Source organism: Modestobacter roseus (genome assembly GCF_007994135.1).
In the GTDB taxonomy this organism is placed as follows: domain Bacteria; phylum Actinomycetota; class Actinomycetes; order Mycobacteriales; family Geodermatophilaceae; genus Modestobacter; species Modestobacter roseus.
In genome coordinates this window covers 4,027,593-4,048,309 of the sequence record NZ_VLKF01000001.1, presented here as the reverse complement: position 1 = coordinate 4,048,309, position 20,717 = coordinate 4,027,593, and the positions used below count along the sequence as shown (strand labels likewise).

13 protein-coding genes and 1 pseudogene are annotated in these 20,717 nt (G+C 75.5%); 5 read left to right on the top strand and 9 right to left on the bottom strand.

The annotated features are described in order from the left end of the window. Positions 1-91 precede the first annotated feature (91 nt). Positions 92-1,255, top strand: a complete 1,164-nt coding sequence (locus tag JD78_RS19325) for a glycosyltransferase family 4 protein (RefSeq protein WP_153359297.1) — start codon at positions 92-94, stop codon at positions 1,253-1,255. Here JD78_RS19325 and JD78_RS19320 read toward each other — a convergent pair. Beyond that, on the bottom strand, positions 1,238-2,824 hold the full coding sequence (locus JD78_RS19320; RefSeq protein WP_153359295.1) for a lipopolysaccharide biosynthesis protein: 1,587 nt from the start codon (positions 2,822-2,824) through the stop codon (positions 1,238-1,240). The two genes, JD78_RS19325 and JD78_RS19320, sit on opposite strands and share 18 nt — an antisense overlap. Positions 2,825-3,346: 522 nt before the next feature. Between JD78_RS19320 and JD78_RS19315 the strand changes: the two genes are divergently transcribed. After that, positions 3,347-4,297 carry a glycosyltransferase family 2 protein gene (locus tag JD78_RS19315; protein WP_243731087.1) on the top strand — a complete coding sequence of 317 codons (951 nt, stop codon included), beginning with the start codon at positions 3,347-3,349 and terminating at the stop codon, positions 4,295-4,297. Positions 4,298-4,696: 399 nt separating this feature from the next. Then, positions 4,697-5,698: a glycosyltransferase family 2 protein gene (locus tag JD78_RS19310; RefSeq protein ID WP_228395089.1), complete on the top strand. Its 1,002-nt coding sequence runs from the start codon at positions 4,697-4,699 to the stop codon at positions 5,696-5,698. Between the two features lie 54 nt (positions 5,699-5,752). On the opposite strand, the gene JD78_RS19305 is transcribed toward JD78_RS19310, so the two are convergent. From JD78_RS19305 to JD78_RS19285, 5 genes are all read right to left on the bottom strand, one after another. Continuing rightward, the gene (locus JD78_RS19305) at positions 5,753-8,176 is read right to left on the bottom strand and encodes a DUF7402 domain-containing protein (protein ID WP_166521321.1); all 2,424 of its coding nucleotides are present in this window, start codon (positions 8,174-8,176) and stop codon (positions 5,753-5,755) included. A 206-nt stretch (positions 8,177-8,382) separates the two neighbouring features. Beyond that, positions 8,383-9,741 (bottom strand): glycosyltransferase family 2 protein, encoded by a 1,359-nt coding sequence (locus tag JD78_RS19300; protein WP_228395087.1) that lies wholly within the window; start codon positions 9,739-9,741, stop codon positions 8,383-8,385. Between the two features lie 106 nt (positions 9,742-9,847). Further along, positions 9,848-10,066 (bottom strand): hypothetical protein, encoded by a 219-nt coding sequence (locus JD78_RS19295; RefSeq protein ID WP_153359293.1) that lies wholly within the window; start codon positions 10,064-10,066, stop codon positions 9,848-9,850. A gap of 1 nt (position 10,067) precedes the next feature. Beyond that, positions 10,068-12,287, bottom strand: a complete 2,220-nt coding sequence (locus JD78_RS19290; RefSeq protein ID WP_153359291.1) for a serine/threonine protein kinase — start codon at positions 12,285-12,287, stop codon at positions 10,068-10,070. Then, complete coding sequence (locus tag JD78_RS19285) at positions 12,284-13,537, bottom strand: hypothetical protein (RefSeq protein ID WP_153359289.1); 1,254 nt, start codon at positions 13,535-13,537, stop codon at positions 12,284-12,286. Before JD78_RS19285 ends, JD78_RS19290 begins: the two co-directional genes overlap by 4 nt. A gap of 291 nt (positions 13,538-13,828) precedes the next feature. Here JD78_RS19285 and JD78_RS19280 point away from each other — a divergent pair, with 291 nt between their 5' ends. Next, positions 13,829-14,020, top strand: a complete 192-nt coding sequence (locus JD78_RS19280) for a hypothetical protein (RefSeq protein ID WP_166521320.1) — start codon at positions 13,829-13,831, stop codon at positions 14,018-14,020. Positions 14,021-14,508: 488 nt separating this feature from the next. Next, a complete protein-coding gene (locus tag JD78_RS19275) occupies positions 14,509-15,516 on the top strand; it encodes a hypothetical protein (protein ID WP_166521319.1) in 1,008 nt (335 codons plus the stop codon). A gap of 112 nt (positions 15,517-15,628) precedes the next feature. Here the strand turns inward: JD78_RS19275 and nrfD are convergent, their stop codons facing one another. The 3 genes and pseudogenes from nrfD to fdh all read right to left on the bottom strand — a co-directional run. Continuing rightward, positions 15,629-16,798 (bottom strand): NrfD/PsrC family molybdoenzyme membrane anchor subunit, encoded by a 1,170-nt coding sequence (nrfD, locus tag JD78_RS19270; protein ID WP_153359285.1) that lies wholly within the window; start codon positions 16,796-16,798, stop codon positions 15,629-15,631. Then, entirely contained in the window at positions 16,798-17,916 is a 1,119-nt protein-coding gene (locus JD78_RS19265) for a 4Fe-4S dicluster domain-containing protein (protein WP_166521318.1), read from the bottom strand. Before JD78_RS19265 ends, nrfD begins: the two co-directional genes overlap by 1 nt. Positions 17,917-17,962: 46 nt before the next feature. After that, a pseudogene (fdh, locus tag JD78_RS19260) lies at positions 17,963-20,716 on the bottom strand (formate dehydrogenase); the annotation flags it as partial. Position 20,717: the final 1 nt, after the last annotated feature.

Genomic DNA, 20,717 nt, shown 5'->3' with positions numbered 1-20,717 from the left:
TCCACCCCCTCGGCTAGCTTGCACACGTGGACGGTCGACCCCTCCGGCTCCTCGTGCGCAGCGCCCGCACGGACCCCGCCCTGCTGCCGTCATGAGGATCCTGACGCAGGTCTACACCCTCGAGCGGGTCGGTGGCATCGAGATCAACACGCTGGAGGTCGGCCGCGAGCTGGCCGCCCGCGGGCACGACGTGCACCTGGTGCACGGTCCCGCGCTGCTCGGCCCGGAGGCGCCGACCATGCGCGCCGACCTCGAGGCCGCGGGCATCACCCTGCACGGCCCGCACCCCTTCCGCTCCCCCACCCCGGTCACCGCGCTGTCCGCCGTCCGCGACGCGCTGCCCAGCGCCGCGCTCGCCGCCCGGCTCCGGCCCGACGTGCTGTGGCTGCAGCGCTTCGAGCACGTCCTCTGGGGGCAGGTGGTGGCCCGCCGCTCCGGCACGCCGCTGGTCAGCCACCTGCACCACGCCCTCCGCGGCGGCCCGCTGGTCACCCTCGCCGCCCGGGGGGTGCGGCGGTTCATCGCCGTCTCGGAGTTCATGCGGCAGCGCTGGGTCGACGACGGCCTGCCCGCCGGGCGGATCGACGTCCTGCACAACGCCGTCCCCGCCGCGCAGTACCCGGTCGGCGGCGTACCGGAGCGCGACCGGGCGCGGCAGGCCCTCGGCCTGCCGGCCGACGTCCCGATCGCGCTGTTCTACGGCCGGCTGGAGCAGGACAAGGGCCTCCGGCTCGCCCTCGACGCCTGGGACCGCACCGCCGGACGGCGCGGCGCCGCACACCTGGTGCTCGCCGGTGAGTTCCCGCCCACCGCCGACCCCGCGCTCGCCCCCCGGGTGGCCGACCTCGTCCGGACCGGGCAGGCCACCCTGCTGCCGCTCCAGCGCGACGTCGTCCCCCTGCTGCACGCCGCCGACGTCGTGCTCTTCCCCAGCCAGCTGCCCGAGTCCTTCGGCCGCGTGGCGCTGGAGGGCCTGATCACCGGCCGGCCGGTGCTCGCCACCGCGGTCGGCGGCGTGCCGGAGATCCTGAGCGGGCCGCTGACGGAGCTGCTGGTGCCGCAGACCGACGTCGCGACCTTCGCCGAACGGCTGGTGGCGCTGCTCGGCTGGCGGGAGCGCGACCCGGGGCTCGGTGCGCGGTGCGCGGCCCACGCCGCCACGCACTTCTCCTTCCCCGACCACGTCGACCGGCTCGAGGAGCTGCTCGACCGGGAGCGGCGCCCGCGGCGGGACCGCTCAGCCCTGCCCGGCTGAGCGGCGGTGCCGTCCGGCGACGGACGGCACCGGACGGCGGTGCCGGGCCGACCGCGGGGCCGCGTCGCCGGCGCGGGCGGCCCGCAGCTGGTGCAGGAACCACGGGAGGCAGGCCAGCGCGACGGCGAACCGGGCCACGTTCCAGGCGGTGTCCTGCGGCAGCAGGGTCGTGGCCGCGCTGACCGCCAGCGTCGCGAGCGCCGCCAGCTGCAGCCGGCCGGGGATGCGCGGCCAGACCACCCGCCGCGGCAGGGCCACCCGGTGCAGCACCGTCTGCAGGGTGAAGGAGACGACCGTCGCCACCGCCGCACCGGCCAGCCCCCACACCGGCAGCAGCAGCAGGTTCAGCGCGACGTTCAGCCCCGCCGCGGACAGCGCGGCCACCGCCAGGCCCCGGGTCTCCTCCAGGGTGATCAGCGCCCGGGCGCTGGCGTTGCCGATCAGCACCGGGAAGGCGGCCGCCGCCACCAGGAACGCGACCACCAGCAGCTCGTCGGGGCGGAAGCTCTCCGGGGCGGCGACGGTCAGCGCCAGCGGTGCGCCCAGCGTCAGCCCGAGGAGGGCGGGGAGCATCAGCCGCAGCAGCGCGTCCCGCGAGCGCCCGATGAGCGCCCAGCGCTGGACCTCGTCGCGGACCGCGGCGATCTGCGGCGCCCACGCCATGCTGGCCAGCCCGAGCAGGATGATCGCCACGTTCCCGACGTTGTAGGCGATCTGGTAGCGGCCCACCTCCGGGGCGCCCAGCACCCGCTGGATGACCAGCCGGTCGCCGGCGTTGAGCACGTAGACGGCCAGCGAACTGACCATCAGCGGTGCGCCCAGGCGCAGGGCACGGCGGGCCAGCGCCGCGTCGGCGACGCCGCGCCACCGCGGCCGCACCAGCCAGACGCCCAGCAGCAGGGTGGCGACCAGTGCGGCCAGGTGGCCGACGGCGTAGGTGGCCGCCGTGCGGGTGCCGGTGAGCAGCAGCAGGGCCGTGCCCGCCAGTTGCGCACCGACGCCGTAGAGCAGGTTCACCACGGTGAACGCACGGAGCCGGTCCTGGCTCAGCAGCAGCACCGAGATCAGCACGACGCCGACGGCGGGCACCGTCCAGCACAGCGTGAGGAGAACCAGCGACCCGGCGCCGTCGAACCCCAGCTCGCCGCGCCACAGCGTCGCCGTCGCCGCGCCGACCAGGGTGACCACGGCGGCGACCCCGACGCCGATCGCGACCAGCGCCTGCGCCGGCCGGTCGCTGCCGGTCTCCGCGCGCAGCAGGATGACCGCCTGGTCGAAGCCGACTGTGGCCAGCACCACCAGCACCTGCCCGAGGGCCACCGCCGAGGCCAGCCAGCCGAACTCCGCCGCGGGGACCAGGTGGGCCAGGACGGGGTAGACGACGATCGCGCCGACGAGCTGGAGCGACCAGACGGCTACGTAGAGCAACCCCCGACCGAACAGCGACTGCCCCTCGGCGGGGGGTGCCCCGGGGGTCGCGCCGGCGACCGCGGACGCGACGGTCGCCTCGCCGTCCGCCGGCTCCTCGACCACGGGCCCGCCCCGCGGCGCGGCACCGCCTGCCTCCACGCGTCGCCCTCCCCGCAGTCTGCGCCGGTCAGATCCGTGCCAGCTGGGCCGGTACGGCCGCGCTGGGCACCGGCCCGGCGAGACTAGGGGGTCGGGACGCCCCGTGGGGACTCGACCGTCGCGGCATCGACCCCGGGGCACGGATCGGCCGACGACCACCCCGAGGCGCGCCGATGGGCCTTTACAAGCCACTGCCGTCTTCGGTAGGAAGCGCACGCACAGTCACCGCACACGGTGTCGGTCTCCGGGGAGTGGGCCGGTCCGGAAGACGGACCACCCGCTTCGTGACGGCGAGCCATCGCCGGCACCGGAGACCGTCACGCACGGCCTGCACCACCACGGAACGACTCACTCAACGGGTGCGCGATGACCCGCCGGGCGCACGATGGTCGCCCTTGCCCGGCGGAGAGCAGAGGCGAAACCGGCCCCGTCCTCTACCGGGGGACTGGTATGCGTCGGCACAGAACCACGTCACTGCGCCATCACACACAGCGACCGCACCGCGGAGCCCCTCGGGTCAGCGTGGTGATCCCGACCTACAACGAGGCCAAGAACCTCCCCCACGTGTTCGGCCTGCTCCCCGACGACCTGCACGAGGTCGTCCTGGTCGACGGCCGCAGCGTCGACGGCACCGTCGAGGTGGCCCAGGCGCTGCGCCCGGACGTGCGCGTCGTCCGGCAGAACCGCCGGGGCAAGGGCAACGCCATGGCCTGCGGCTTCGCCGCGGTCACCGGGGACGTCGTGGTGATGCTGGACGCCGACGGCTCGGCCGACCCGCGGGAGATCCCGCTGTTCGTCGACGCCCTCGTCAACGGCGCCGACTTCGCCAAGGGCACCCGGTTCGCCGCCGGTGGTGGCAGCTGCGACATCACCCGCACCCGGGCCTGGGGCAACCGGTGGCTCAACCGGATCGCGAACCTGCTGTTCGGCACCCGGTACACCGACCTCTGCTACGGCTACAACGCCTTCTGGACGCACTGCCTGCCGCACCTGGAGCTGGCCGCCGACGGCCCCGCGCACGACAGCAAGCTGTGGGGCGACGGCTTCGAGATCGAGACGATCATCAACACCCGCGTCGCCAAGGCGCGGCTGCGGATCGTCGAGGTCGGCAGCTACGAGTTCGCCCGCATCCACGGCCAGAGCAACCTCAACACCTGGCGCGACGGCGTCCGGGTGCTGCGTGCGCTGGTGGTCGAGCGGCTCAACCGCAAGGGCACCGAGGTCCCGGCACCGGCCCCCGAGGTGGTCACCCGGGCCCACCTGGCCCCGGTCACCGACCTCGGGGAGTCCGCCCGCCCGGCGGGCACCGCCCCGGTGGCCGCGATCCCGATGGCCATGGTCCCGATCGCCGTGGTCCCGATCTCGTCGATCCCGGTCACCGACCTCCCCGGGTCCGACGTCCCGGTGGCCGCGGTGCCGCTGGCCGCCGTCCCACCGTCGGCCATCGAGGCCGCCGACAGCCGGACGGCCTGACCGGGCCGCCCCGGCTGGAGCGCCCGTGGCGCCCCGTCCCGAGCGGTCAGCCGCGTCCGGTGAGCCGCGCGAGGCGGCCGGCGAACCGCGCGCAGGTGCACAGCCCGCAGTCACTGCCCCGGCGGTGGTGGCGGTGCGCCTCGCGGCCGTGACCGCACCCGCACCGCGGGCCGGTCACGGCACCCGGGGCGGCTGCTGCGACCAGCCGCAGCGGCGGACGGGTGGACGGGGCCGGCAGGTGCGCGCGGCTGCCCGCCGGGCGGCGCGACCCTCGCTCGATCAGCACGTCCCGACACTAGGGGTGACGACACACCAGCGCCGGTTGTCCGGCCGCGGCGGCCTCCCACCCGTCCCACGGGTGCCCAGCCGCCCCACCACCCGCGACCCGAGAGGACACCGGTGACCACCGTGCCGGACACCGCCGGAACCCCGGCGCCCACCGCCGCGCGCCCGGCCCCGGCGACCACGCTCAGCGTCGTCGTCTGCGCCTACACGTTCGAGCGGTGGGACGACGTCACCGCCGCGATCGACAGCCTGCGCCGGCAGACGCACCGGCCCGAGCAGCTGCTGCTGGTCAGCGACCACAACGACGAGCTGCTCGCCCGCGCCCGGACCGCCTTCCCCGACGTCACCTGCCTGGCCAGCACCGGGGCCCAGGGCCTCTCCGGCGCCCGCAACACCGGGGTGGCGGCCGCCACCGGTGACGTCGTCGCCTTCCTCGACGACGACGCCGCGGCCGACCCCGACTGGGCGGCCCAGCTGCTGGACGCCTACCGGGACGACGACGTGATCGGGGTCGGCGGTGCCGTCCTCCCCGCCTGGCGCGCACCCCGGCCACGCTGGTTCCCGGAGGAGTTCCTCTGGGTCGTCGGCTGCAGCTACGCCGGCCTGCCCACCGGTCGCAGCACCATCCGCAACCCCATCGGCGCGAACATGAGCTTCCGCCGCGACGTGTTCACCGCCGCCGGTGGGTTCGACGCCACCATGGGCCGGCTCGGCAAGGACGCCGCCGGCTGCGAGGAGACCGAGTTCTCCATCCGCGCCGCCCGCGGGCACGCCGGGTCCCGGATCCTGCTCGAGCCCGGCGCGCGCTGCCGGCACACCGTCTCCGCCGAGCGGGTGACGCGGGGCTACTTCCGCCGCCGCTGCCGCGCCGAGGGGCGGTCGAAGGCGCTGGTGAGCGGGCTGGCCGGGCAGAGCTCGGCGCTGGAGTCCGAGCGTGCCTACGTGCGCCGCACGCTGCCCCGGGGCGTGCTCCGCGGGCTCCGCGACGTCTCGCGCGGTGACCTCGCCGGAGCAGCCCGGATCGGGATGATCGTCGAGGGGGTCACGCTGACCGGCGCCGCATACCTGACCATGCGGCTGCGGATGGCGCTGCGCAGGCGGGCAGCGCTCGGCTGACCGGGCACACTGCCCTGGGCCCGTACCCCGGCCCGCTCCCGGCGGGGTCCGGGCTCAGCTGGCCCAGGCCTGGACCTCCGCCAGGCCCACGTTGCGGGTCGTCGCGCTCACCGTGGTGACGGTGATCCGCAGGCTCGTGGTGGCCCGGGCCGGGAACCGGACCGTGGTGGCCCCACCGGCGTTGTCCAGCACCGGCACGGTCACCGAGGTGCCGTCGGAGAAGGTCAGCCGTGCCGCGGTCACCTGGTCGCTGGCGTTGGGCCGGTCGTGCAGCACGACCCGCCCCACCGTGACCGACCCCGACCAGGTCAGCTGCAGCCAGCTGCCCGCACGGCCGCCCTGCGTGGCCCACTCGGCGGTGTGGTCACCCGGGTAGCCGTCGGCCACCCCGTCGATCGCCTTCGCCGCGGTCTGCCCGTCGTTCCCGTTCTGCGACGACGCGCTGGCCGTCGCCGCCCGGGCCAGGTTCGTGGCCGGCGGGGTGGTGGTGGGCGGCGCGGTGGTCGTCGGCGGGGGCGCCGTCGTGGTCGGTGGGGGCGCCGTGGTGGTCGGCGGCGCCGTCGTGGTGGGTGGCGCGGTGGTCGTCGGCGCACCGGCGCCCGGGCTCCAGGCCTGCAGCTCCGCGAGGCCCACGTTGCTCGTCGCGCCGCTCACGCCGGTGACCGTCAGCCGCAGGGACGTCGTCGACCGGGCGGCGAAGGTGAGCGTGACCGCGCCCCCGGCGTCGTCGAGCGCCGGCACGCTGACCGTCGACCCGTCCGAGAAGGCCAGCGTGCCCCCGGTGACCCGGTCGGAGGTGTTGGGCCGGTCGTGCAGCACCACCCGGTCCAGCCGCACCGGCGCCGACCAGGTCAGCTGCAGCCAGCTGCCCGCCTTCCCGCCCTGGGTGGCCCACTCCGCGGTGTAGTCGCCCGGGTAGCCGTCGACCACCCCGTCGATGGCCTTGGCCGCGGTCTGCCCGTCGTTGGGGTTCTGCGACGAGGCGGTCGCCGTCGCCGCGCGTGCTTGGTTGACCGCGCTGGCCGGTGGCGTCGTCGTCGGTGGCGTCGTCGTCGGTGGCGTCGTCGTCGGTGGCGTCGTCGTCGGTGGCGTCGTCGTGGGTGAGGGTGGCGGGGTCGTGGTGGGCGGCGGTCCGCTCCCCGGCGTCCACGCCTGGAGCTCGGCCAGGCCGACGTTCTCGGTCGTGCCGCTCACGCTGCTCACCGTCACCCGCAGCACCGTGGTGATCCGTGCGGGGAAGGAGACGACCACCGCCCCACCGGCGTCGTCCAGGGCCGGCACGCTGACCGTGGACCCGTCGGAGAAGGTCAACGTCGCCCCGGTCACCCGGTCGGCGGTGTTGGGCCGGTCGTAGAGGACGACGCTCCCCAGCTGGATCGGTTCCAGCCACTCCAGCTGCAGCCAGCTGCCCGCACCGCCGCCCCGCGTCGCCCACTCCGCCGTCGCGTCACCGGGGTACCCGTCGACGACGCCGTCGACCGCCTTGGCCGCGGTCTGCCCGTCGTTGGGGTTCTCCGAGGAGGCGGTGACCTCCGCGATCGGCGCCGCGTTGCCGTCCTCGATCGGCTCCCGCCCCGGCAGCGCGGTGGAGAGGTGCTGCCGGGGCAGCCAGGTGCCCTCCGGCCGCCCGCTGCACTGGGCCAGCGTCTTGCACATCTGCGCGTCGTAGGGGGCGTAGGTGAGGAACGCGTTCTGCTTGGCGGTCAGCTCCGCACCCGACACGTTGGCCGGCAGCTGGGCGCCCGGGTAACCCAGGTAGCCGGCGATCGGCAGCGAGGGGGCCGCTGCGGCGCGGGCCTCGAACGCCAAGCGCGCCACCGCGTAGTGGTCGCTGTGGTCGCCGTCGCCGAACCGGCCGCGCTCGTCGTGGGTGCGGATCGACGCCGCCCCCGACGCGTTGATCAGCGCGCCCAGGGTCTGCACCAGCCCGGCGCGGGTGTAGTCCTGCACCGGGGTGTCGACCGTGCGCAGCGACGCCACCTGGTTCTGGAACAGCTGCTGGAGGCTGGTGTACCCGGAGGTGCCGGTACCGGAGCCGTCGATGTTGCCGTCGGGCAGGCGGAGGAACGCCAGCCGGACCTGCGGCCGGCCGGCCAGCGTGGCCAGCGTGACGCCGCGGCCGGCGAGGGTCACCACCGACGTCGACCAGGTGTTCGCGGTGCCGGCCATCTGTGCGTAGGCGGCCTGCACGCCCAGCTCCCGCTGCCGGGAGTAACCGGTGCCCGCGCCGGCGTCCCCGGAGGTCACGTAGACCGTGGTCAGACAGGCGGCGACCTGGACGTCCGGCAGGATCGACGGGCTCTGGAAGAACAGGTCGTCGTCCGGGTGCGCGACGATGTTGATCGAGCAGCCGGGCGCGGCACCGGCCGGACCGACCGCCACACCGACGACGGCGAAGGTGGCCGCCACCGCCAGTGCGAGCAGCCCCCCGGTCGTCCGCAGCAGGCCACTCGTCCGCCCGGACGGGCGCCACCGCACTCCGCCGGCCACCACCCGTGACCCAGGCCCCCGTCGTTCCACGACCACCTCCGCGCTCCGGCCGGCTGCGCCGGTCGACGGAGGTTAGGGCGGCTGGAGGTCAGCGGACGGTCCGTCGTGCGCCGCACCGCGTCCGGCGCGGCTGCGCCCCGGGCCACACAGCGTGGCGATCGCTCAGCGTCACCGCCTGGCAGCCGGTCGGCGGCTCAGCGGCCGGGGCCCACCGAGGACGCCGCCCGGGCCCGCCACCGGGCCCGCAGGTAGAGCACCGGCCCCGCCGCCACTCCCAGCAGCTCGCGCCGCGCCGCGCCCGCCGGCGCCCGGCCACTGCCGCCCCCCAGGCGCTCGCCGGTCTCGACGGCGATGCGCCGCCGGCGCCGCAGCCCCGGCAGCACCCGGCGCAGCACCTCCCCGCGCGTGCCCCCCTGCAGCAGGCACTTGGTCAGGTAGGCCGACAGCCCGGTGCCGTACCCGTAGAGCTGGCGCAGCAGCGCCGCGTCGTCGGCCCGGTGGTGGTGCCAGACCACCGCCGCCGGCTCGTAGGCGATCCCGTGGCCCGCCCGCAGCACCCGGACGAAGACGTCGAGGTCCTCGCCCCCGCGGGTCAGCGTCCCCGCGCCGAGCGCCTCGTCGAAGCCGCCCAGGTCCAGCAGCACCTGCCGGTCAAAGGAGAGGTTCGCGCCGGTGCCGAACAGGCCCGGCGCGTAGGGGTAGAGCGGGTCGTCCCGACGGTGCTCGGCCAGGTCGAACAGCTCCGGGGTGCACCGGGTCGACCACAGCGCCGTGCGGGCGTCGAAGTACTCCTCGGCCGGGGTGTCGACCGCCGCGGTGCAGACCAGCCCGGTCACGCAGACCACCGCCGGCCCGCGCCCGAAGCCCCGCAGCACGCCCTGCACCCAGTCCGGGTCGACCGCCACGTCGTCGTCGGTGTAGGCCAGCACGGCCCCGCGCGCCTCGGCCAGCCCGCGGTTGCGCGCCGCGGAGAGCCCCGGGCGCGGCTCGACCACGTGGCGCACCCGGTCGTCCCGCTCCCGGGCGGCCGCCACCACCGCGCGGGTGCTGTCGTCGGTGGGCGCGTTGTCCACCACCAGGATCTCCAGGTTCGGGTGGGTCAGCGCCCGCAACCGCTCCAGGCACCCGGCCAGCACCGCGGCCCGGTCCCGCGTGCAGACGACCACCGTGACCCGAACGTCGGAGGCCACGTGGTTCGGGCACCCCGCCGCCGCCGGGGGCAGCGGCGCACCAGCCGGCACGTCCACGGCGGCCACCGCCAGCCCCTCGGCGTCCAGGTGGTCGGCGATCGCCTCGGCGAAGACCGTCCGCGCCCTGGCCCGGAGGGCCGCCTCGTCCACCCCGTGCGGGCCGACCGGCGCGGTCAGGTAGCCCAGCGGCTCGCCGTGCAGCCGGACGAGTGCACGCGCCAGCCCGTGCGCGCCCAGCGGCACCACACCGTGGGGCGGGGCGGCGTCGGCCAGGTCCAGCTCGCAGCACCAGGTGCCGGACCCGGGCACCGCGCCGGGCATCGGCCGCAGGGGCACCACCGGAGCGAGTTCCTCGGACGTCACGCATCCCCCTGTCGGTCCGCGCGCACCAGCACGGTCTGCGGCACGCTACTGGACCCGCGACGGCTTGCGGTGCTCGTCGCACACCCCGGTCGGGCCCACGACCGGCTCAGCCCACGAAGACGGCGAACCGGACCACCGTGGCCGCCAGCGCACCCAGCACCAGCAGCGCGAGCAGCACCGACAGCGCCCGCGGCAGCGCGCGCCGGCCCGGCGGCCGCCCCCCGGTCTCCGGCGCGGCCCGGTCGACGACCTCCAGCACCACGGCCAGCACGACGGCGGCGCCGATGACGGTCAGGCCCAGCCAGCCGGCCAGCGCGTCCTGCACCTCAGCCTCCCTGCTCGGCGGCACGCAGCACGGTCGCGCCCCCGCCCTCGTGGACGACGGTGTAGAGGCCACGGTCGACCAGCTCGTCGGCGATCTCCGTCGTCCAGCCGGCCGGCCGCCCCTCGCGCAGCTGCCCCAGGGCGTCCTGGGTCCGGCTGACCACGATGAAGTCCGGCCGCTCGACCAGTGCGCAGCGCAGCGGGCTCAGGCCGCAGCCGGCCTCGGACATGTCCAGCGGCACCGACTCCCCCACCCGGTCGGCACCGAGGGCGCCGGTGGCCTGCAGGGTGCCCACCACCTGGCCGGGCTGGAGCTCCTCGGCGACCACCCGGGCCGCGGCCAGGTCACCGGCGCTGACCCGCTCGAAGGCGATGTTCACCCCGCGGGTCGCGGTGAGCATCAGTGCGGCACCGGTCAGCAGCACGGCCAGCAGGGCGAGGGCCACCGGACTGCGGTGCCGCACCAGCCCGCGCAGCGCCAGCGCGGCCAGCGAGGCGAGCAGCGGCGCGGCGAAGACGAACGACCGGAGCACCACCTCACCGCCGTAGCTGCCGAACAGCACCAGCCCCCCGGCGCAGACGGTCAGCCCGGCCAGCAACGGGGCGCCGGGGCGGTGCCGGATCGTCCACCAGCCGGCCAGCCCGGCCAGCGCGTAGAGCACCGACCAGCCCAGCCGCACGTTCTGCATCGCGTCGTACACCGGGTCGGAGTCCAGGCCCACCCGCGCCGAGACCGCGCTGGTCAGGTTGGAGTTGAGCTGGCCGAGGTCGCCCAGCACGGTGCTCAGGTGCCCGACCCAGAAGTCGGTGGCCATGTAGCTGAACCAGCCCAGGAACAGCAGCGCGACCAGCAGCCAGAGCCGCCGGAACCGGGTGCTGCCGGTCAGCACGAACACCATCAGGGCGAACACCAGGGTGGCCGGGGTGAGCTGGTGGCTGACCACGATCGCCGCCGCGATCAGCAGCAGCGCCGCCTCCCACGCCAACGACCGTCCGGCGCTCACCCCCGCGGGCAACGCGGGTCGCCGTCGCCAGGCGGTGAGCGCCCGGCGGTACCAGGGCCCGGCCAGCGGAGTGGTGCCCCCGGACGTCACCGACCACAGCAGCGTGGCCAGGACCACCAGGTAGAGCAGGAACGCGACCGCCTGGGGGGCGAAGTAGTCCTGCTGGAACCAGTTGGCGGTCAGGTAGACGAACACCGCCAGCCAGGCCAGCCGCCGGGAGCCGGTCACGCACCGGGCCACCACCAGCAGGGGCGCGATCGCGGCGACGTTGAACACCGCCGGGGACAGGGTGAGGAGCGCGCTGGCGTCCGGCAGGCCGGCCAGCTCGACCAGGTGCGCCCCGGCAGCGAAGAACCCCGGCCAGTAGGCCCGGGCGTCGAGCCCGGCGAAGGTCGCCTGCTGCTCGGTCATGAAGCGGATGAACCCGACGTGCAGCCAGCCGACCGACACCCCGGCCTGACCGTCACCGACGTTGGCGAAGCCGAAGAGGACGACGGCCAGGACGACGGCGGTGGCCGCCAGCACCGCCCCGTCGAGCACCGGCCGGAGCAGCTGGCGGGCCGCCACCAGCCCCACCAGCGCGAGGGCGACGACGTAGGGCCAGCCGGCCACGCCGATCACGCCGAGCGGGCCGGCGTCGTCCAGCTCCAGCCACCGGGTCGCCGGCCACCACAGCCCGAGCGCGGCCACCAGCCCGACCACAGCCGCCGGCCGCTCCCAGTCCGGGGACCCGGCCGCCGCGTGCGCCCCCGCCGACCGTGCGCCACCCGGGCTCCGCGGCCCGGCGCGGGGCATCTCCCGCAGCGCCACCACCGTGGCGACCAGGGAGACCGCCGCCGTCCCCACCGCGAAACCGACCGGGCTCCACCACCCGGTGACCACCTGGAGTGCGGCGGTGAGCAGGGTGACCGCCACGCTGAGGGCGACCGCGAGGGCACCACGCAGCAGCCGGTCGGGCACCCGGAGCAGGACCGCGAGCGGGACGCCGGGCACGGTCAGCACGAACGCCAGGGCCAGCAGCGCACGACCCGGGACGGCCAGGTCCGCGGCGGCGACGAGCGGGGTGGCGACCGCGACGAACGCACCGAGCAGCAGCGCGACCCGGTCCCCGGCCGGGCGGGCACGGTGCCGGGCAGGCACGGCGGCCGCCGGATCCGGGCGCCGCTGCTCGACCGGCCGGGACCCGGCCACCTCCGCCTCGGAGGGGGTGGCGCTCACCGGCCGGTCGCCTCTGCCACGAGCGCCCACGGTTCGGTCACCAGGTCGGTGGCCGCCGCCGCCACGTCGTCGCGTTCGGCCCGCCCGGTGCCGTACGTCATCGAGGCGTTCAGCGCCTTGCCCCACTCGGTGGTGATGACCGTGATCCCGGTCGGGTCGCTGGGCGCGGCGGCGGCCAACAGGCTCGGGGTGCCCCCGCTGACCCAGGGCAGCCGGCGCATGTGCCCGAGCGAACCCAGGTGGCTCAGGACCACGGGGCCCCGCGCCGCCGGTCGGGCACCGCTGCGGGCGAGCGCGGCGCGGACCGGGGACAGCGCCTCGCCCGCCGTCGCGGCGAGCAGGGACACCAGCGGCAGCCCCAGGGAGACGTCGGAGGCCATCTGCTCCGCGGTGCGGTACGGATCGCGGCAGCTCGGATCGGTCAGCCGCAGTGCCGCCACGAAGTTGCCCTCGACCGTGGCGGCGCGCGGCAGGTAGCGGCGGCAGTCGAACATCACCACGGTGTCGGTCTCCGGCGGGACGACGCCGTGGCGCTCCAGGGCCCGCCGGGCCGCCGTCATCACCAGGACCGCGGTCGACACCCCGGGAGCGTGCGCCTCCCCCCACTCCCGCAGGCTCGCCACCGTGCCCGGCGCACCCGACCGGATCACCAGCGCGGTCTCGGTGCGGGTCCCGGTCGCCGGCACCGCCCGGCCGCCACCGCTCGAACCGCCGGCCGCCCGCTGCAGCGCGGTGCGCCAGGTGGCGAGCTTCGGCTCCCGCGCCATGCCCCACGCCGAGTGCAGCAGCGGGCGGCGCACGGCGTCCGCCGTGGGCAGCAGCTCGATGGGCACCTCACCACTGGCGGCGGCACGCGTCAGCGCACCGACGACGTGGCGCAGCGCGTAGCTGCCGTCGGCCAGGACGTGGTCGATGCGCCAGGCCTGGCGCCCACCGGCCACCGTCACGGAGAACGGGAGGTCACCGGCGGGGCGGCGGAGCAGGCTCTCCACCAGCTCCTCGCCGGGACGGCCGGCCACGTCGGGGTCGTCGACCACCAGCCGCTCCAGCCAGGCGTCCACCTCGGCGCCGGGCACCGGGGTCCAGTACGGCGGCCGGCCGGTGAGCCGGCAGACCACCCGGGCCGTCGGGTCGGCGGCGTGCAGCCGGCGCAGGGCGGCCCGCAGCGGCTCCGCGCCCACCGCGGGGTCCAGACCGGACAGCACGGTGACCGTCTGGATGCCGCGCCAGAGCCGGTTGCGCAGCTCCACCCGACGGGGCTGGGACCCGACTCCCCCCGACCGATCCACCGTCCTCCGATCACCGCAGTCGCCGCAGCAGCTCCCACCCTCCGTGGCCGAGCGGTCCGGTCCGGGTGGGGCGAGCAGCGGTGCCGAGCGACACCCTAACCACGGGAGGCGACGGTTCGGGGTGGTTCCGGCACCGCTCGTACCGGGAGGTGGAGGCCCCTCTCACCCGTCCGGAGGACTCCGCCGCAGAGCGCTTGCGCCGGGGAGACGCCCCGTCCCAGGCTGCCTGCCCTACGAGCACGGGGGTGCGAGATGACGTGGTGGGCCTGGTTGCTCATCGGATGGGCCGGCACGATCGGCCTGGTGGCGCCGTTCCTCGGCCGCACGCTGCGGCGGATCGACGCGATCGAGTGGACGGTCCCGGCAACCGACGAGCCGGCACCCGCACCGGCTGCCCGGCCGGCGCCCGCACGGGCCCCCGCCGCCGGGGACCTGGTCGCCTGACCTGCGGTTGACGGAACGGCCCGCACCGGTCCAGTCTTGGCCAGAAGGCGCGGCGGCGTCGCTGAGACGAGGGAAGCTCCGTGGCGTGGTGGTGGCTGCTGGTGGTCTGGCCCGTGGCCGGCGTGGTCACGGCCCCGGTCGTCTGCGCCGTCATCAAGCGCGGACTGCCCGACCTGGGGCATGAGCTGACCCCTCTCCCACCCGGCCTGGTCTCCGTCCCGCGGACCCGCGCCGTGCACCGCACGCCGCCGTCCCGCCCGCCCGCCGGCCGGCCCGACGGCGCACCTCCCGCGCGGCCCCGTCCGGCGACCACGGGCACCTGGGGGTCGTCCACGTCGTCCCGCGTGCCCACCCCGCGCTCCCTGCGGGCGTCGCGTGCGCGCGGCCACTGGTGGCGCGTCCTCGACCGGTCGTCCACGAGCCACCCCCCGTCCGGCACCCCCACGCGCCCGCGCCGTGGGCTGCTGCGCGCCTCCGGACACGCGCCCGTGGCCGGCCCCCGCCGGCGCACCGCCGGCCTGGGCGCGCTCGTGCCGCACCGGCCGGTGCGGTCGGTCCGGGCCGCCGGGTCGGCCCCCTCGCCCCGGTCGCGCGCCGCCCGGATCCGCGCGGCGAGGACCCGCGGCGGACCCGTGCGGCCGGCCGTGCGCAGCCGGGCTCCCCAGCGGCTGCTCGCCCTGACCGCACTGTCGGCCATCGTGCTCGCCCCGACCCTGGCCCGGTCCAGCAGCAGCCTCGGGTTCAGCGACGCGATCGCCGCCGAGCTCGCCGCACACCCCGACCAGGTGCCGGCCACCCTCGAGGCCCTCAACCGGGGCGCTGCGGTCTCCGGTCTCGAGACGCCGATCCTCGTGCCCGACTGGGAGACCCTCCCCGGCACGGCACCGACCGAGTCGCGCAGCCGCACCCCGGAGCGCGCGACCCACTCCTGGACCGGCACGACCGACCAGCCGCGCCGTACGGGTCTGCCCGTGCGACCGGGCACCAGCTCCCCGCAGTCGGTGCTGCCGCCGGCCGAGCCCGGGGACCAGCCCCCGGCGGGTGACTCACCGTCCGCCGGGGTCGTCCAGGCCCCGGCGCCCGGCCCGGTCGAGCCCAGTGCACCCGCGCCCGATCCGACGGTCGACCCGACGGCCCCGGCCGACCCGACGGTCCCGGCGCCGACCCCCGACCCGACGGAACCGCCGCCGACCGAGCCGACGGACCCGGCCGAGCCGACGGAGCCCACGGACCCGACCGACCCCGTCGAGCCGACGGAGCCCACGGACCCGACCGACCCGTCGCCGGAGCCGACCGACCCCGCACCGACCACCCCCGCACCGAGCCCGACTCCCAGCCCGGCCGAGCCGACGCCGACCCCGCAGCCCGATCCGTCGCAGGCCCCGACCGAGCCCACGCCGACCGGACCGAGGGCCCCGACGGCCTCCGCCGACCCTGGCGCCGCCGACCTCCCGGCGACGTCGGCGGCCCCCAGGTCCCGGGCAGCGGGCTTCTAGCGGCCTGCGACGCGGTCGGCGCCTCCGGGCGGGCACGGATCGTCCGGCCCACGACGCCGAACTGCCCCGCACCGCCGGCGGCGGTGCGGGGCAGTTCGTGTGGTGCGGGTGCTCAGCGGACGACGGAGCGCGCCTCGTCGTCGGCGGTGGCCTGCCCGGCCTTGCGGGCCTCGAGCCGCTCGCGCTGCGGGATGACGGTGTACTTCGGGTCGAGCGCGCTGGCCAGGCCGGCCTCGAAGACGCCCATGCGGGTGAACAGCGAGCCGGCGGCAAGCAGCACCCCGCCGACCACGGCCCCGGCCCGCTTGCGACCCAGCAGCGCGGTGACCGCGGCACCGCTGACGGTGGCCGCCTTCGCCGCGCGCATCAGCTTCCCCGCCTTGCCCAGGTGGTAGGGCTCGCTGACCAGCCCGTGGTCGTTCTCCACCTTGTGCATCGCGGCGAGCTCGATGCCCACCCCGGCCAGCGCGACCTTGCGCGCCGGGCCGGCCTCGGCCACCGGCGACAGCGCCATGGTCACGCCACCACCGGCTGCCATCGCCGAGCCGGCGAAGACGAACGGCAGCTGCTCGTGCGCCGCGTGCCAGCTGGGGACGGCGGTGTTCGAGATCAGCACCGCCGTGTAGGTGGCCATCGGCCCGCCGAAGGCAGCCCCGGCGACCGCGGAGGTCTTGCGCAGCACCGGGATGGCCCCGGCGAGCTTCGGCAGGAACGGCAGCACCCGGGTCGCCGCGCCCGCCACCGGCGCGTGCTCCAGCAGCCGCAGCGCGGCCGTGGCGGAGGTGAGCGCGCTGAACGGGGACAGGATGTACGACCCGACCGACAGCGGGGAGGTCGGCTTGAACACCCGCAGCATGTGCAGGAACCGCTCCGGCCGGCCCAGGTCGTCGATGAGCAGCACGACCGAGGCGAGCGCACCGACGCCGGCGGTGTACTCGGCGTTGCGGGCCAGCTTCTGCCGTCCGGTGAACTCGGCCAGCGCCGCGATCACCGACGCCGTGCCCGCGGCTCCGCCGAGGAAGAAGTAGATCGGGACCTCGGGGTTCTTCCAGACCGGTGACTTGATGATCTGCCGGCCGTAGTAGGAGCTGAACTCCGCGTCCGGCACCATCGCCGCCTCGCGGTTGCCGCTGCCCCAGCCGCCACCGCCGCGACGGCGCTTCCGCTTCGGGCGGGTCAGGTCCTCGCCGCCGGCACGGTGCCAGCCACCGGCGCCCGGCGTCATCGGCGCCTCGCCGGGCGTCGCGCCCGTCGTCGTCTCGTTCTCCGGCTCGCCGGCCATCAGCCCTTCCTCCCGACGAAGGCCGAGGCCACGACGCCGACGATCATCGCGGCCCCCGCGGCGGCCGCCTTCCACATCGCCGGCAGGTTCCGGGTGGTGACGATCGGGTCCGGCGGGAAGCCGTAGACCTCCGGCTCGTCGAGCAGCAGGAAGAACGCCCCCACGCCGCCGACGCCGTCGGCCTCGTCGCGCCCGTAGAGCCGGGCGGTCTGCACGCCCTGCTCCTTCAGCGTGGCCAGCCGGGCGTCGGCCCGGGCCTGCAGCTCGTCGAGGTCGCCGAACTGGATCGACTGGGTCGGGCACGCGGTGGCGCAGGCCGGCTGCAGCCCGTCGGTCAGGCGGTCGTAGCACATCGTGCACTTGAAGACCCGGCCGTCGTCCTCTCGCTTGTCGATGACGCCGTAGGGGCAGGCCGGCACGCAGTAGCCGCAGCCGTTGCAGATGTCGCCCTGCACGACCACGGTGCCGAACTCGGTGCGGAACAGCGCCCCGGTCGGGCAGACGTCCAGGCAACCGGCGTGCGTGCAGTGCTTGCACACGTCGGAGGACATCAGCCAGCGGATCTCCCGGTCGCCGGACTGGCCGGTCTGCGGGTCGAACTCGCTGAGCGCCTCGGCGTTCAGCACGCTGGACTGGGCCATGCCGACACCGTCGGCGTTCCCGCCGGCCGAGGTGGCGTGCGGGTCGCCGGAGCCGCTCCCGCAGCCCCCGCCGCTCCCGCAGCCGCCGGCCGCCGGAGCAGCCGCGCCCGTGCCACCGGCGCCCGGCAGCCCGACGCCCGGCATCGGCAGGTCGACCGGGCGGCTCTGCTCCACGAAGGCCACGTGCCGCCAGGAGTTGGCGCCGAGCATCCCGGTGTTGTCGTAGGACATCCCGGACAGGCCCATCGCGTCCCGCTGGCCGTTCGCGTCGTCCATCGGGAGCGTGTTCCACTCCTTGCAGGCGACCTCGCAGGCCTTGCAGCCGATGCAGACCGAGGTGTCGGTGAAGAAGCCCACCCGCGCGGGGTGGTCCTCCTCGTAGCCGGCCTCCCCGCTCACGTCGGGCAACGGGCCGTAGAGCCGGTTGGCCGGGTCCTTGCCGGTGAGCGCCGGGCTCGCCGAGCTGACGGTGGTCACGAGCGCTCCTCTGCGGTCGGGCCGCACTCCATCGGGACGCGCCGCATCAGCTCGTCCCCTCCTCGGTCGGGACCCGGCCACCGCTGGGGACCAGCCCCGACTGCACGCCCGCCCGGATCCGGTGGTCCTCCACGTACTGCACCAGCGCCTTGCCGCGCGGACGCCGCCCGGGCTGGATGTCGCAGGTGGCGACCTTCGACTCCTGGATGTGCACGTTCGGGTCCATCACCACGCCGAACAGGTCGTTGCCCGAGTCGCCGGTGGACAGGCCCTGCTCACCCCAGTGGTAGGGGATGCCGATGGTCTCGACGACCTGGCCGCCCTTGACCTTCATCGGCCGCATCCGCTCGGTGACCAGCACCCTGGCCTCGATCGCCGTCCGGGCGCTGATCAGGGTCGCCCAGCCGCCGTTCTCCAGCCCGCGCAGCTCGGCCAGCCGGGGGCTGACCTCGACGAAGAACTCCGGCTGGAGCTCGGACAGGTAGGGCAGCGTGCGGCTCATCCCACCGGCGGTGTGGTGCTCGGTGAGCCGGTAGGTGATCATCGCGAACGGGTAGACCTCGCTGCGCGGCGGGTTGCCCCGGTTGTACGCAGCGTGGATCTCCTCCCGGCCCGGGTTGGCCTGCTGCCCGTACAGCGCGTTCTCCACCGGCGACTCGGCCGGCTCGTAGTGCGCCGGCATCGGACCATCGGCCAGCCCGGCCGGCACGTACAGCCACGCCTTGCCGTCGGCCTGCATGACGAACGGGTCGGCACCGCCGATGCCGGCCTGCGCCACCGCACCCTCCGGCGGCACGTAGTCCGGGCGCTTGGTCGCCTCGAAGTCGGGGACGTCGTGACCGGTCCACGTGCCGGCCTCCTCGTCCCACCAGACGAATGCCTTGCGCTCGCTCCACGGCTTGCCGTCCGGGTCGGCCGAGGCACGGTTGTAGAGCACCCGGCGGTTCGACGGCCAGGCCCAGCCCCACTCGGCGGCGACCCAGTCCTGCTCCCGCCCGGGCTTGCGGCGGGCGGCCTGGTTCACCCCGTCGGCGTAGACGCCGGTGTAGATCCAGCAGCCACCGGTGGTCGACCCGTCGTCCTTCATGTCCAGGTAGGTCGACAGCATCTCGCCGTCCGGGCCCCGGCCGTTGATCTCCCGCAGGACGGCGTCGGCGCTGGGCTCGTCGTCCGCGCCGTGCGTCGGGTAGTCCCACACGAGGTCCAGCAGCGGACGGTCCCGCGGGTCGGTGGAGTCGGCCAGCTTCTCCCGGAGGCGGCGGCCCAGGTGGAAGTAGAACCACAGGTCGCTGCGGCAGTCGGCCGGCGGCTCGACGGCCTTGTGCCGCCACTGCAGCAGCCGCTGCGTCTGGGTGAAGGTGCCCTCCTTCTCCACGTGCGTGGCCGCGGGCATGAAGAAGACCTCGGTGGCGATGTCCTCGGTGACCAGCTCACCGGTCTCGATCTCTGGGGCGGTCTTCCAGAACGTCGCGGACTCGATCATCTGCAGGTCGCGGACGACCAGCCACTCCAGGTTGGCCAGCCCGAAGCGCTGCATGCGCCCGTTGGCGCTGCCCACCGCCGGGTTCTCACCGACCAGGAAGTAGCCGGGCACCTTGCCCTCGATCATGTCGGCGACCGTGGTGTACGTGCCGTGGTCGCCGGTGATCTTGGGCAGGTAGTTGAACGCGAAGTCGTTCTCCGCGGTCGCCGCGTCGCCCCACCAGGCCTTGAGCATGCTGGTGGTGTACGAGCGCATGTTGCCCCAGAAGCCGATCCGGTCGTCACTCGAGGAGCAGAAGCTGTCCAGGTCGGTGTGCTGCTGGGCGTGGGGCATCGGGATGTAGCCGGGCAGGATGTTGAACAGCGTCGGGATGTCGGTCGACCCCTGGATGCTCGCGTGCCCGCGCAGCGCCAGGATCCCGCCGCCCGGACGGCCCATGTTGCCCAGCAGCGCCTGCAGGATCCCGGCGGTGCGGATGTACTGCACGCCCACGGTGTGGTGCGTCCAGCCCACCGAGTACACCCACGCCGTCGTCCGGTCGCGGTTGCTGTTCGCGGTGACCCACTCGGCGACCTTGAGGAACACCTCCGGCTCGATGCCGCAGATGTCCGACACCATCTCCGGGGTGTACCGGGCGTAGTGCCGCTTGAGCACCTGGAAGACGCAGCGCGGGTGCTGCAGCGTCTCGTCCCGCTTCGGCTTGCCGTGGATGTCGGCCGAGCCCTGGGCGCCCTGCTGCTGGTCGGACTCCTTGACGCCCTCGGTCTCGTCGTCGCTGCCGTCCTGCGCGGCATCGTCGTTCCGGGCGCCGTCACCGTCCTCGCGGAAGGCGGACCCACCGGGCTGGCTCGGCGAGCGCTGGCCGGCCGAGGCGGGCACGTTCACGCCCTCGTACTGCCAGGTCGTCTCGTCGTACTGCCCGGTCTCCGGGTCGAAGCCGGAGAAGAGGCCGTCGAGGTCCTCCGTGTCCTGGAAGTCCTCACGCAGGATCGCCGCCGCGTTGGTGTAGGCGACGACGTACTCGCGGAAGTCCAGGTCGTTGTCCAGGACGTACTTGATCAGCCCGCCGAGGAACGCGATGTCGGTGCCCGCGCGCAGCGGCACGTGCAGGTCGGCCAGCGCGCTGGTGCGGGTGAACCGCGGGTCGATGTGGATGACCTTCGCGCCCCGCGCCTTGGCCTCCATGACCCACTGGAAGCCGACCGGGTGGCACTCGGCCATGTTCGAACCCTCGATCACGATGCAATCGGAGTTCACCAGGTCCTGCTGGAAGTTCGTGGCGCCGCCACGACCGAACGAGGTCCCCAGACCGGGGACC